General features: G+C 69.3%; 8 protein-coding genes. All 8 read right to left on the minus strand.

Features of this window, described 5'->3' with window-relative positions; all coding sequences use genetic code 11:
• Positions 1-377: 377 nt before the first annotated feature.
• A complete protein-coding gene (gene lanKC, locus ACLLJJ_RS41060; protein WP_434599900.1) occupies positions 378-2,957 on the minus strand; it encodes a class III lanthionine synthetase LanKC in 2,580 nt (859 codons plus the stop codon).
• 170 nt (positions 2,958-3,127) lie between these two features.
• Positions 3,128-3,766: a flavoprotein gene (locus tag ACLLJJ_RS41065; protein ID WP_434599901.1), complete on the minus strand. Its 639-nt coding sequence runs from the start codon at positions 3,764-3,766 to the stop codon at positions 3,128-3,130.
• Positions 3,767-3,780: 14 nt separating this feature from the next.
• Positions 3,781-5,085 (minus strand): MFS transporter, encoded by a 1,305-nt coding sequence (locus ACLLJJ_RS41070; protein WP_434599902.1) that lies wholly within the window; start codon positions 5,083-5,085, stop codon positions 3,781-3,783.
• Between the two features lie 81 nt (positions 5,086-5,166).
• Entirely contained in the window at positions 5,167-5,724 is a 558-nt protein-coding gene (locus ACLLJJ_RS41075) for a MaoC family dehydratase (protein WP_434599903.1), read from the minus strand.
• A complete protein-coding gene (gene fabI / locus ACLLJJ_RS41080; RefSeq protein ID WP_434599904.1) occupies positions 5,708-6,472 on the minus strand; it encodes an enoyl-ACP reductase FabI in 765 nt (254 codons plus the stop codon). The genes ACLLJJ_RS41075 and fabI overlap by 17 nt, the downstream gene beginning before the upstream one ends.
• Entirely contained in the window at positions 6,469-7,170 is a 702-nt protein-coding gene (gene fabG / locus ACLLJJ_RS41085; protein WP_434599905.1) for a 3-oxoacyl-ACP reductase FabG, read from the minus strand. Before fabG ends, fabI begins: the two co-directional genes overlap by 4 nt.
• A complete protein-coding gene (locus tag ACLLJJ_RS41090; RefSeq protein WP_434599906.1) occupies positions 7,167-12,749 on the minus strand; it encodes an SDR family NAD(P)-dependent oxidoreductase in 5,583 nt (1,860 codons plus the stop codon). Before ACLLJJ_RS41090 ends, fabG begins: the two co-directional genes overlap by 4 nt.
• Entirely contained in the window at positions 12,721-13,380 is a 660-nt protein-coding gene (locus tag ACLLJJ_RS41095) for a GNAT family N-acetyltransferase (protein ID WP_434599907.1), read from the minus strand. The genes ACLLJJ_RS41090 and ACLLJJ_RS41095 overlap by 29 nt, the downstream gene beginning before the upstream one ends.
• Positions 13,381-13,859: the final 479 nt, after the last annotated feature.

The following is a 13,859-nucleotide window of genomic DNA, read 5'->3' on the forward strand; positions in this document are numbered from 1 at the left end:
TGTCACACACCTCCTTTCCCTGTGAGTCGTGGCGGATGGGCGGGGGTCAGCAGGTGGCGCTGAGGGTGCTGACGGGAAGCTCGGTCTCCTCGCCGGAGGTCTCGAGGCCCTGAAGGTCCAGGATCTGGTCCATGTCACACACCTCCTTTCCCTGTGAGTCGTGGCGGATGGGCGGGGGTCAGCAGGTGGCGCTGAGGGTGCTGACGGGAAGCTCGGTCTCCTCGCCGGAGGTCTCGAGGCCCTGAAGGTCCAGGATCTGGTCCATGTCACACACCTCCTTTCAATGGCTGGTGTTCGTCGGAGGTCAGGCGCCGTGAGGTGCCTGGGCCCGCGATCGGTGATCGAGGGGGGTCTGTGGGGCTGCCCGGTGCTGCCGGTCAGCCGGTGCCGACGGGAGGCCGGTCGGTGAAGAAGGGAAGGAACGAGCCCTTCGCTCCCATGACGGCCTGGGCGGTCAGCAGGATGCCGGCGGTGCCGGTGGCAAGGTCCATGGAGAGCTTGAGTGAAAAGTCGCCGGGGAAGGCCAAGTGCCCCTCGTAGCGCAGCGCGTGCCAGTCGAAGCGCGCCAGATGCCGCCGCACGGCACGGTCGGTGTCCAGGCCCGGGTCGCGCCGGCCGTTGCGCTCCAGCGCGGCCACCAGGCCGGCGCGGCCGGTGAGCAGCTGTGGTTGCAGAACCAGCTCCGATGCGCAGGCGTCGAGCAGGGCGGGGAGCTGTTCGTGCAGACGGCCGTCATGGCGCAGAGCCAGGATCTCGTCGGCGACCAGGGCGATGCCGGCACTTCCGACGTCGAGGTAGGCCAGGGTGCGGACCTTGGGATCCTCCACCTGCAGGGAGCCGTTGGCCGTGATGACGCAATGGTCGAGGTCGCGGTGCACGGCGGACGCGGCGGCATCGAGGTGCTGGGGGTCGAGCCGGTCCTCGTGGAGGCGCAGGAAGAAGAGCCCGACTCCCGACCAGCCGTGCATCAGTCCCGCCCGGACATGCGGCGCATGGGTTCCCGGGCCGGTGAGCGGGCGGTTGGCGTGCAGGGCCGCGGACAGGCGTTCGGCGATGGTGGTGATGTCCCGGTCGAAACGTGTGGTGCGCCAACGACGTTTGAGGTGGAGGTAGTTGAGTCCGATGCCGGCCAGCCCGTCGCGCAGGCCGATGCTTCGTACGTGGCGTGACGGTTCGGCGGCCCGGTCCAGGCACTCCTCGGCCGCTGCGGTGTGTCCCAGCTGGTCCAGGACATGGGCGATGCCGTGGGCGCCGTCGTAGAAGCCCTGGTGGGGGCGGGGTGTGCGGGCCGCATCGACCAGCCATTCCTGATGTGCGGGGAGTACCGGGAATCCGCTTGTGTGCAGGCTCCACAAGACCCCCGCGGCGCCGTGGGCGAATCCCGCGCCGCCGGTCCTGAAGAGTTCGGAGTCGCCGGGGAAGAGCCGGTCGTGGCGCTGTACGTCGGCGGACGCCGCGATGGCGGACGCCATGGAAGCGGCGGCGTCGTGCCGGTAGTCCGGGCCCGCTTCGAGGGCGAGGCGGCGCGCGGGATCAGGGCGAGTCCCCTCGGGCAGGAGTTCACGCCGTACCGAGTCGAGGAACCCGTCGGGCAGCGGGAAGCGTTCGGCGATGAAGGCCAGCTGCTCGGCCGTCTTGGACCGGTCCAGGGCGCGCACCTTCTCGAACGGGAAGAAGAGGGCGGCCTTCAGGGCGGCCAGACAGTAGTGGTCGATCGCCGCTCCCCGTCGGCCGCACAGGGCGGAGAAGCCCGCAGTGCCGAGGGCCGGCACATGGTCCTCGTCCGTGGCGGCGAAGGCTGCCTCGTAGTCGATGAGGGCGACTGTTCCGTCGGGCCGGACCATGACGTTGCCGAAATGCAGATCACCGAAGGCGACGCCCCGGGTGTGGAAGGCACTGATGGTTTCTTCCACCTGCCCGAGAAGGGCGAGTGCCTCGTCGGTGTACGCCCCGTAGTCCGCGGGGGTCGGGGAGTCGGCGATCAGCATGGGGTGGTTGCGAGCCATCCATACCCAGAGATTGACGCCTTCTATGTACTCCATGGCCATGAATTCATGGCTGTCGACGGAGAAATAGTCCAGCAGTCGCGGCGCCCCGTCGGCGCCGTCCAGCAGTTCTAGCGCCCATTTCTCCTGGCGGAGTCGTCCGACCGCATCACCGAACTGCATGTCGAGGGCCGCGTGCGGGCGGGCCTCCTTCAGTACGCAGGCGCTTCCGTCGCTTTTGCGCTCGGCAGCGTAGACCCCGCCGGCGTTCGAGAAATGCAGTGCTTTCTGTATTCGGTAGGGAAATTCCACCTGTGCTGTGCGCCGTGACATTACTTCTTTGATGAAAGGGGGCACCGGGGCCCAGTCGGGGAGCGTGAAGACCGGGCGGCGCAGATCGGGGGTCAGTCCGCCGTCGGGTTCGACCAGGGCCGGCACGACCGAGCCCTCGGTGTCGGTGCAGAACAGCTCGACGAAAGCTCCGTAGCGCAGGAAGAGCGGGCTGCCCGGCCACTGGAGGTCGCTCAGGACGCGTGGGCCGGTGATTCCGTCGAGCTCCTTCGACAGGTCCTGCAGGATGTCGAGCAGCTGCTCGTCGTCGGCAGGGTAGATCGTGAGGAGCTTTCCGCTGCCTGACCTGGGGGCGTATTTCGCGTTGTGAGCCAGATACACCTCGGGGCTGGTGAGGTGCTTGAAGCGGACGTTCTCGCGGATGCAGAACTCCCACACGATGGCGCAGGCCGCGTCCGCCTGCTCGTGGCCGGCCGAAACGTGGATCTTCCATCCCTGGGTACGGGGTGGGGCCGCCGGGGGCGTCAGCTGGGTCCAGCTGCCCCGTACGGCCCTGGTCCAGCCGTCCGGGGCGGGGCGCTGCGAGACGACGAACGGGGGAAGGCCGCGATTCCAGCGGTCGGGCATCTCGAAGAACTGCTGGTCCGCGTAACAGTAGATCTGACGATCCCCTGTGGCCACAATTTCCCCCGCTCGATCAATGAGTGCATTACATTCTGCATACTCAAAGGCATTTCGGAAAGTAGTCCGAAGGATTTCGAAAGGTGATATCTGGATTCTTTCGAAATGGCCGTTCTGGTATTTCTTGACTAAGCATGCGGTCTTCTCCGGGGCGGGTCAATATCTTTCCTTCAATTTCTGCCCTGTATTTCATCGATGCCGCCGGCGGTCGCTTCGCGCAGGTTCTCCAGGGCCGCCAGAACGGTCCACAGCGGTGCGGAGGAGCGCGCCTCTTTGCGGCCCGTCGTGACGCTGACGGCAGCCTGGGTGGGTGCCACGGAGACATTGGGACGCTCCTCGAGCGCCTTGATGTGCCGCATGTACACCGGGTTTTCCTCCACCCGTGGTGGCAGTGACGGAGCGATCACCACCGGGGCAGCGGTGCTGTGTACTGTCAGCAGGCTGGGGCTGTCCGCGAGACCCAGGGCGGCGCGTGAGACGTAGTGCATCGACGCCGGGTAGACGGCCACCGAGTCGGCCCACTCGACGAGGTCGATGTGCAGCGCGGTGGGCCTGGGTTCGTCCGGCCAGGCATCGACGATCGCCTCGTGAGAGGTGAGCGCCGACAGGGCCTGCAGGGTGGTGAAGCGCAGTGCGCTGCGCGTGGCCACCACCTTCACGGCCACCTCGGGATACTGCTTGCGCAGCCAGGTCAACCAGTACGGCAGGTGCACGGAGTTGACGGCGCCGGAGGCGATGAGCAACAGCGTGCGGCCGGTGAAGTACGGCGTCGTGGCCCCGGAGGCCGGGGGGGCGGTGGTGGGTGGCAACGGAGTTCCCTTCCTCATTCGGTTCGTTCGGCAACAGGGCGGGGGTTGGCCGGCCCCACCGGGAGCACGGGGCTGTCGAGCGCGCGCAGCGCGGGGGAGAGGAGCGCCACAAGGGAGATGGGGACCATCGCCACCGCGAGGAGAAGGAGTGCCGCGCCCGCCCCGAAGGCGTCGATCAAGGGACCGCAGACGACATAGCCCACCGGTGCGGCGATGCAGGCGGCCACCGTGAAGACGCTGATGGCCCGGCCGAGCGCCTCGGTCGGCACCCGGGCCTGGAGCGCGATGTTGAAGATGGGGGTGATCGGTCCGGCGACCAGGCCGAGCGCCGTGGCCAGTACGAGCAGCGGCAGGGTGTCCGGCAGGGTGGCCAGGGCGAAGAGCAGCACGTTGGAGCCGGCGATCGCCGCGATGAACAGTGTCCGTTTGGAAATCCTGCGGGTCAGGGCGCCGAACGCGAGAGCTCCGACGATGCCTCCGGCGCAGGTGCACAACAGGAACAGTCCCAGTACCTCAGGGCTGCCGCGTGCTTGGAAGTGCTGTGGCAGGGCGATGTTCTGCACCGGCAGTGAGCCGATACTGAAGCCGAAGGACAGGATGGCCAGTACGCGCAGCAGCCGGTTCGCACGGACCACCGAGAAGCCCTCGACGGCGTACGCAAGGTGGCGGCGGACGGCGCGCGGGGCCGCCTCGCCCGACTCGATGGTGAGCGTCTTTTGTGCTGTGCCGCGGCCGGAGGGCACCGATCTGCGTACGGCGAAAGTGAGAGCCGCGGCCAGCGCGGGCAGCACAGTCGTCGCACAGAGCATCCAGCCCACCCCCGTCACGCCGATGAGCAGACCCGCGAGCCCCGGGCCGCAGGTCGCGGCCAGGCCGGTGGCGGCCGCGTGCAGCGCGTTGGCCCGTTGGGGCGACAGGCCGCCGGAGTTGGCGTAGTCCGCGACCAGGGCCACCTCGGCGATCACCCCCGACTGGTCGAAGACGGCTCCGAGGACGACCAGTGCCACCAGCAGCGGCAGAGGCAACCAGTCCTGCAGGTAGAAGACGGCGACCAGGAGCACCGAGACGGCCGACAGGACATCGGAGACGACCGATGTGAGCACGCGGCCCATCTTGTCGACCACGACTCCGCCGAAGACGATGCCCGCGAGCAGCGGGAGGGAGCCGGCCGCGGCCACCAGGCCCGCGGACGAGGCCTCGCCGGTGTGCTCCAAGACCAGCCAGGGCAGGCCGACGGCGGCCATCGCGTTGCTGACTCCGGAGAACAGCGTGGAGGTGAGCAGGACGGTGAAGCCGCCGTGGCGGGGGCTTGAGCGCACAAGAACCTCCTCGGCCTTCCTGGAACGGGCGGATTGGTGGACGTAACGGCGGTCGTAAAGCCGGACGGATCGGCGGGCGGTTCAGGAGCCGGGGCGCGGATCGGGGGTGAAGTCCACCGGCCCGTCGACCGGGAGTGTTGCTCCGGGCGCGAGTTGGTAGAGGCGGGCATGGTCGACGGTGCAGGCAGGCACGCTCTGGCCCTCGGCTGTCACCGAGACCGCGAGAACGACTTCCAGGAAGTCCCGCGGTCTGACGCGGACGCTCTTGATGTGTGCGCCGGCCCGGATCCGTACGCCGACGGGGAGGGGGGCGGGGAAACGCACCCGGTCGACCCGGTAGTTCAGACCCAGGGAAGTCCAGCGCAGGTCGAGCAGGGAGGAGGTGAGGTGGGGGACGAGGGAGAGGGCGTAGAACCCGTGGGCGACCGGCACACCGTAGGGGCCGTTGAGCGCCCGCTCGGCGTCCAGGTGAATCCACTGCCAGTCGTGGGTCGCGTCGGCGAAACGCATCACGTCGGCCGGGGTGACCGTGTGCCAGGGGCCGGGGCCCATCTCCTTGCCGATCCTGGTGGTGTACCACTCGGCGATGTCCGACAGGGACAGTGCCGCGTCCCCCTCGGTCTCAGAATCCCATGGCATGAACGCCTCCGTCGACGTGCACGATCTCCCCAGTGGTGGCGGTGAACCAGTCCGACAGCAGCGCGACGCAGGCCCTGGCCACCGGTGTGGCATTGGCTTCGTCCCAGCCGAGCGGAGCGTTGTCGGCCCAGGCGGTGTCCTTTTCTGAGGTTGCGGACACTCGGCCGGCGGCGAGTGTGTTCAACGGCCCCGCGGCGACAAGGTTGACCCGGATTCCTTGCGGCCCCAGGTAGCGAGCCAGGTATCGGGCCGTGGACTCCAGACCTGCCTTGGCCACGCCCATCCAGTCGTAGTCCGGCCAGGAGACGGACGCGTCGAAGTCGAGACCGACAACCGAACCTCCCTCGCTCATCAGTGGAAGCACCGAACTCACCAGTGATTTCAGGGAGTAGGCCGAGGTGTGGACGGCCGTGGCGACGTCCTCCCACGGAGTTTCCATGAACCGCCCGCCCAGCGCGCCTTGTGGGGCGTAGGCGATCGAGTGCAGTACCCCGTCGAGGCGGTCGGTGTGCTCGGTGACGCGGCCCGCCAGGGTGCGCAGCTGCTCGGTGTCGGTCACATCCAGCTCCACGACCGGGGCGGGGTGAGGAAGCCGGGCAGCGATGCGGTTGACCAGGCGCGGCCGCAGACCCGTCAGAACGACCTGGGCACCTGCGAGTTGGGCCTCCCGGGCGGTGTGGAACGCGATGGACGAGGTGGTGATCACGCCTGTCACCAGGATGCTTTTCCCACTGAGCACCGACATCACCGCCCAAGGGAAAGGCCGCCATCGACCGGCAGAACCGCGCCGGTCACATAGCCAGCGCCCTCGCCGGCCAGGAACGCCACCACCTCGGCGACCTCTTCGGCCGTTCCCTGCCGTCCCAGAGGCACCTGTGTGTGCATGGTTGCGGTCACCTTCTCGGGCAGCGCGGACGTCATGTCTGTGGCGATCCAGCCAGGAGCCACCACGTTCACCGTGATCCCGCGCCCGCTCAGTTCCAGCGCCAGCGAACGGGCCAGGCCGACGAGGCCGGCCTTGGAGGAGGCGTAGTTCGCCTGCCCGGCGGAGCCGACCAGACCCGCCACCGAAGAGACCATCACGATGCGACCACTGCGGCGGCGCATCATGTCGCGCACCACTCGGCGCGTGACGCGGTAGGAACCCATCAGATTGGTGTCCACCACATCGGTGAACTCCTCCTCCGACATGGTGAGGAACGGCCGGTCGCGGGTGATGCCCGCATTGGCGACCAGGACGTCGACCGGCCCCAGCCTCTCCTGGACCTCAGCAACGGCCCGGTCGACCGACTCGGTGTCGCGGACGTCGCACCGTACGCCGAAGAACTCGGGGGGTGGGTCACTACGGTAGGTGACCGCGACCTCAAGGCCGTCCTTGGCCAGCTGTCGCGCCACGGCCAGGCCGATGCCGCGGTTGCCGCCCGTGACGAGTGCCACTCGGCTCATGATGTGTGGTCCTCCTTTGCGGTGCCCGACGGAGAGTCCGGCGAAAAGCCCGAGGAAAAGGTCGACAGGAACGCGGCGAGCGACGCCACCGTGGGGTGTTGGTGAAGGTCCTTGGGGTCGAGGTCGAGGGCCAGTTCGGCGCGCAGCCTGCGCAGGACCACCAGGCTCATCAACGAGTCCATGCCGAGGGAGAAGAGGTTCTGCCGGGTGCGCACCGCTGCGGGGGCGCACCCCATGGCGCGGGCCACTTCCTGCTGCACCAGCGTTTCGAGGGCCTGTCGGGTACGTACACCGCTGAGGGGCGGGGCGAGGGCGTGGGCTTTGACGTCGTTGCCCGCCGGCGGGGTGGAGAGCACGACGGGTGGCCGCTGTTCACCCTTCGCAGGGCTACGGGCTCCGGTCAGGGTGTCGAGCAGCGGCGAGCCGGTGGCCATGGCGAGCGCGGTGGCCACCTCCGCCCAGTCGGCGTCGGCGACCACCAGATGCTCCCGACGTTGCGTCAGCAGGTCGCGCACCGGGGCCAGCGCGAGCCGGCCCGGCATGAGACGCAGACCCGAAGCCTTCACCACGTCGGCCTCCGGTGTCCCCGCAAGGCCCTCGGCGCAGGGGCCCAGTACGAGAGTCCTGACGCGCAGACCGCGTCTGCTCCAGGCGTGGGCCAGCATGTCCTGGTAGCAGCTGGCAGCCGCGTAGTGCGCCAGGCCGCCGGAGCCGAGCAGGCCGGTGGTCGACGACAGGCTGACCATGTCGGCCACGTGGTGGTCGGCGGCGAGGGTGTGCAGCGCCGCGGAACCGGTCACCTTGGCGCGGAACATGTCGTCGATGTGCGCCCGGGTCATGTCCACGATCGGGACGACTTGGCGCGAGAAAGCCGCGTGGTAGACGGCGCGCAGCGGGGGCAGGTCGGTTCCGAACCGGGCGAACAGCTCCGCCAGGGCCTCTTGGTCGGCCACGTCGGCCGCGACCCGTACGATCCTGATCCCCTCGGGGAGCGAGGAGGTCGCGGGGTCCGGCTGTTCGGCGGGCTTGCGGGAGAGCAGGACCAGGCAGCGCGCACCCAGCCCGACGAGTTGGCGTATCAAGTGCGGCGCGAGGGAGCCGCTGGCGCCCACCACGAGATGGCTGCCCCCGCCGAAGGGCGGATCGGGCTCGGGGCCGACGGCAGCGGGGTCCGCTGCCGGGGCGCTCGGCGTCAGGCGCGGTACATGGCGGACGCCGGCCCGGAAGGCGCTCTGGTCACCCTGGGCGGCGCCGAGGATCTGCTCCGCCCAGGAGGCGGTGTCAGCCTGATCGAGGTCGATCAGGCTGCCCCACAGGCCGGGGTGCTCCAGACTGACGCTCCGGCCGAGTCCCCACAGCACCGCCTGAGAGGGGTTCAACGTGTCCTCGTGGCCGATGCGTTGGGCGCCACAGGTGACGAAGGACAGGAGCGGCGCGCCGGAGCCCGCCGAGGCCAGGGCCCGTACCGCGGTCACGGCGGCGGAGGTCAGCGATGCGGCGGACGCCGGAGCGCTGCCCCTGACCCCCAGCCCGGCGGCGAACAGCACGCGATCGAGGGTGCCGTGCGCCTCCAGCGCTGTGGTCAGCCGGGCCGCCCAGGCCTCTTCGCCCTGCGCCGGTGGCGTCGGCAGCACATGGCAGCGCACCCCTAGCGCACGCAGTGCGGCAATGAGATCCGGGTGGTCGCCGATGACCAGCCAGTCGCCGCCCGCTCGCCGGGCAGGGGCGCTCACAGGTTCGGGTTGCCAGACGAGGTCGAGCGACCACTCCGGGGGCGTCACCGCCCCGGCGCCGTCGTCGTCCGCCGCGACCCGCGCCAGGCGTACGCCGGTGAGTTCGGCGACGGCCAGGTCGCCGCTCCACAGCGTGCAACTTCCCTCGACCGTGTCGCCCGCGCTGCCGGGGGACACCGCTGCCGTCACACGGGTCACGGCGAGATTCTCGGAGGACGCTGTGCGCATCGAGCCGATCCCGGCCACCGTGAAGGCACCCTGGGGCCGAGCGCTTCCTGCCGCCGCGGCGAGTGTCTCCAGACAGCCGGTGAGAAGTGCCGGGTGAATGACGTAGCGGGAGTCCTCACCGGCGGACCCGGGCAGGCCGAGCAGCGCCTCGGCGGTACCCGGGCCGGTGAACAGCTCCTCCACGGTGCGCAGCGCGGCGCCGAGCACCAGGCCGTGCCTTTCGGCGGAGGCATAGTGCTCCGCGGCGAGCACCGCGGTCCCGGCGGGCCGGGCGGGAGGTGGCCCGGACAGGAGAGGCCCGGCATTGGCGTGCAGCCGTGCCGAAGCGCACTGCTGCCACTCGTGCGCACCCTCGGCCCGGGCGAACACCTGCACGGTGGCGGACGGAGCGCCCGGGTCCGTCGTGCATACCGTCTGGAGCGTGAGTGGCGCACTGTCCGTCGGCACAGGGCTGTAAAACGCCAGGTCCCGGACGGCGGGGGAGCGCAGTCCGATCGCGCGTCCCGCCGCGAGCATCAGTTCGCCGTGGGCGCCCGCCGGCAAGGAGCGCGACCCGGCGGCGGTGTGCTGGGTCAGCCAAGGCAGGCTGGGCGCCGTAAGGGCGGCCTGCCAGATGAAGGTGCCCGGCCGGTCGGCGGGCTCGGTGCGGTGACCGAGCAGAGGGTGCTCGGCCGACGGCAGCACGGCGGCGGGGGGTGGCGCGTCCGCGAGCCAGTACGGCTGGTGGTCCCAGTTGCGTGGCGGCAGTGCGAGCAGGGTCCCGCCGGCCCACACCTGGTTCCAGACGATCCGGTGCCCGTGGCAGTGCAGACGCGCGGAGCCCTCCGCGAGGACCTCCAGGGGGTGTTCACCCCGCCGCAGCGTCGGCTGGATCACCGCATCGGTGATGCCGATGGCGTCCAGTGTGTCGTGGAGCGGACGGGCCAGCACCGGGTGCGGGCTGACCTCGACGAACACCTCGTGTCCGTCCTGTGCGGCGGCGCGTACCGCGTCGGCCAGCATGACGGGCTCTCTGAGATTGTCGACCCAGTACTGGGCGTCCATCCGCGCTTCCCGGCCCGCCGCGACGGTGGAGTACAACGGGATCCGGGGTGGGCGGGGTCGCAGCGCGGCCAACTCGTCGGCCAGTTCGCCGAGGATCTGGTCAACCTGCGGAGAGTGCGACGCGACGTCCACCTGAACCAGGAGGCCGTCGATGCCTTCCTGCGCCCGGGAGTCGAGCAGGGCGTTCACAGCCTCCGGGGAGCCGGAGACCACGGTGGCGGTGGGGCTGAGGTGCGCGGCGGTCGTCACGGAGCCCGCGGCTCCGCCAGCGCTGAGGTATTCCTCCATTGCCTGGGCAGCTACGGGGAAGACTGCCATGGCGCCCCGGCCCGCGATCCTTTTCATCAGCCGTGAACGCCGGCAGGTGACCTGAACCCCCTCCTGCCGCGTGAGAGCGCCGCTGACGACCGCGGCCGCCGCCTCACCCATGGAGTGACCGATCACCGCCACCGGTTCGACACCCCGGGCCTGCCAGGCGGCGGCCAGGGCGACCTGCACCGCGAAGAGGACGGGCTGCACCACATCGATGGGGGCGAGCGCCGCGTCGTCGGCGTTCTCCAGTACCTCGCGCACGGAGAAGCCGGATTCTTCGCCGATGAGCGTGTCCAGTTCCGTCAGCACCCGGGTGAAAACAGGGTCCTCGGTGAGCAGTTCGCGGGCCATGCCCGCCCACTGGGATCCCTGGCCGGAGAAGACGAACACCGGTTGTGCGCTGTGCCGTTCGGTCCCGGTGGTGATGCCGCCCCCGCCGCCTTCGGTGGCCAGCAGATCAAGGCGATCGAGCAGCGTGCCGGTGTCGCGGGCGACGACGGCGGCCCGCAGTGGGCCATGGGTGCGCCGGACCGTGGTGGTGTGGGCCAGGTCCTTGATCGTCACCTCGTCCCGGTGCTCCGAAAGCCAGTCGCGCAGCTGGGCCGCCTCGGCCTGGTACGCACAGACCGAACTGCCGTCGACCGTGACTACTACGGGCCGCGGGGTGCCGGTCGGCGGCGCCGTGTCCTGGCGGTCGGCGGCCGGGGGCGCCTCCTGCAGGACGACGTGTGCGTTGGCGCCGCCGAACCCGAACGCGCTGACTCCGGCCGTTCGGGTGCCACGGCCGGTGGGCCAGGACGTCCGGCCGGTCACCACCGACACCGGAGCGTCGGCCGGTACGGCTGGGTTGAGCGCGGCGAAGTTGAGCGTGGGCGGTATCTCGCCGTGGTGCAGCGCCAGCACGGTCTTCACGAACCCGGCGACGCCGGCCGCCGCTTCCAGGTGCCCCAGATTCGTCTTCACGGCGCCGAGGAGCAGCGGACGGTCCGCTGCGCGTCCCTCACCCGTGACCTCGGTGATGGCGCCGATCTCGATGGGGTCGCCGACCACGGTGCCGGTGCCGTGGGCCTCGATGTAGTCCACAGCAGCGGGTGGGATGCCCGCATCCTGGTAGGCGGCCTGCAGGAGTTCGGCCTGGGCGGTGCGGCTCGGTGCCATGAGGCCGTTGGAGCGCCCGTTGTGGTTGATCGCGCTGCCGCAGACCACCGCCAGGACCCGGTCCTGGTCGCGCCGGGCATCGGTGAGGCGCTTGAGCACCACGACGCCGCTTCCCTCGGCCCGGCCGTAGCCGTGCGCCTGGGCGTCGAAGGTCCGGCAGTGCCCGTCGGGCGAGAGCACACCGGCTTCCTCGAACGCCACCGATACGGCGGGGGTGAGCAGCAGATTCACCCCGCCGGCCAGGGCAAGGCTGCTCTCGCCGGAGCGCAGGCTCCGGCAGGCGAGATGGATGGCGACCAGGGAGGCCGAGCACGCCGTGTCGACCAGCATGCTGGGACCCCGGGCACCCAGGACGTAGGAGAGCCGGCTCGCGATCACTCCCATGGAGGCGCCGGTCGCGCTCCAGCCGCCCATGTCCTGCGCGTTGGAGGGTGCGTAGTCGGACGTGGCGGCGCCGATGAAGACGCCGGCGCGCTCTCCCCGGAGGGTGTGCGGTGGAATTCCCGCGTGTTCCAGCGCTTCCCAGGCGACTTCGAGAACGAGGCGCTGCTGCGGATCCATCATCGTCGCCTCATGGGGCGAGATACCGAAGAAGGAGGCATCGAATTCCTCGATCCCGTCGAGGAAACCACCCAGCCCGGCGGAGCCCGACCGGCTGGGGTCGCCGACCGGCAGAGAGGACCAACGCCCTTCGGGGATGCGGCGGATGCCGGTGCCGCCGTCGAGGAGGAACTGCCAGTACTGGTCCGGGCCGTGGACGTCACCGGGAAAGCGGCAGCCGACTCCCACGACGGCGATGGGCTCGGCGTCCTCGGGGGCGCCGACCACGGCCGGTCCGCCGGAAGGGGCCTCTTGGGGAGCGGCGGACAGGTGATCCGCCAGGGCTGCCACGGTCGGGAAGCTGTAGGCGATGTCTACGGGCAGTTCCCGGCCGAGCAGATCACCGAGCTCCCCGGAAAGGGAGACGAGTTTCACCGAGGAAAGACCGTAGTCACCGAAGGGGTGATCGGGCTCGACCGTGTCGCGGGACATCTGTGCGCTCCCGGCGACCCAATCGACGATCCAGGACGTCAGTTCACGCCGCGGAAGTGTCACTGCCTTCACCTCCCGATCGGCCGTCAGGCCGTATGGCGGGGAACTCGGATATCCGACGGTTCAACATGGTCCTGGCGGCCGCTTTGTCTGCCACGGGTACCATGTCGTTCGGCTGAGTCCCCAGGCTTTTCAGGAATGCGTAGTACTCCTCGCGCAACAAAGAACCGACGAGAGCGTCGTGATATTCGCCGTCGAGGAAGAAGAAGTCCCGCAGAACACCCTCCGTCCTGATCGGGCCGGTGAGGAAGATCTGCACCATCTGCTTATTGAAAAGACCGGTCATCAGGTGGATGCGGTGCGCGTTGCGCTGATGGAAGAGGAACTCCAGCAGCAGATTGACTGATTCCACGCCGTAGCCCAGGCCCCAGAGATCGGAGGAGCCCACGACGTTGCCGACCTCGAAACTCCCCGCGTAGGCGAGCTGCTGCCAGCTGACTCCTCCCACGGGTTCGCCGCTGCGATCCACGACCATGAGGTAGTTGATTCCGTGCTTGGCCACGAAGGCTTCCATGGCCTCGCCGGTCAGGAAGACCTGGCTGCCGGAAGAGTAGGACCCCGCATCGGACGCCGACCACAGGGCTATCAGGTCGTAGTCGTCGCGGTCCCTGATGGGCCGCAGTGAAACAAATTCCCCTTGCATTTATCTCACTCTCGTGGCGCTGGAACGGAAAGTGATGCGGTGCCAGTACACCGCGGTGCGTGTCGTGCGTGGGATTCGCACGTGGCGGCCTGCGGTGGATGGGAAGCCGTGGGCGAGTCGCCGAGGGCAGCTGTTCGTCCGTAAGCCAACAGTCGGCGCATGCCGTTGTCAAGGAGAAAAAGTACGGGAATTCCACGGTCCGCGCCAAGTGCCGCACTATCCGTCGGGAGGCCGGCCTCGGCCTGCACGATGTGTTCCTTCTCAGGCAGAGAGCAAGCCCTCTGAGATGTTCAAGTGCCGTAGTCTCGACGGCTTTGCCTCCGGACTCCCTATGAAAGGTGTTCGGGTCGGTTAGCGTCTTGGGCAAGAGGTTGGCCGTAAGGCGCACAAACGACTTTATGGAACCCATGGACGCTCCCGCTTGTACACAGCGCCCCGCACGCTCCCTCCGGCAGATGGCCCTTCTCTGCCGTAGAAGT

Origin of the sequence: Streptomyces sp. A5-4 (assembly GCF_051131715.1) — a bacterium.
In the GTDB taxonomy this organism is placed as follows: Bacteria; Actinomycetota; Actinomycetes; order Streptomycetales; family Streptomycetaceae; genus Streptomyces.

Bases quoted from the DNA above. Each gene is read 5' to 3' on its own strand.
- ACLLJJ_RS41075 (WP_434599903.1), bottom strand. From the start codon at position 5,724: ATGCCATGGGATTCTGAGACCGAGGGGGACGCGGCACTGTCCCTGTCG.
- fabG (WP_434599905.1), bottom strand. From the start codon at position 7,170: ATGAGCCGAGTGGCACTCGTCACGGGCGGCAACCGCGGCATCGGCCTG.
- ACLLJJ_RS41095 (WP_434599907.1), bottom strand. From the start codon at position 13,380: ATGCAAGGGGAATTTGTTTCACTGCGGCCCATCAGGGACCGCGACGAC.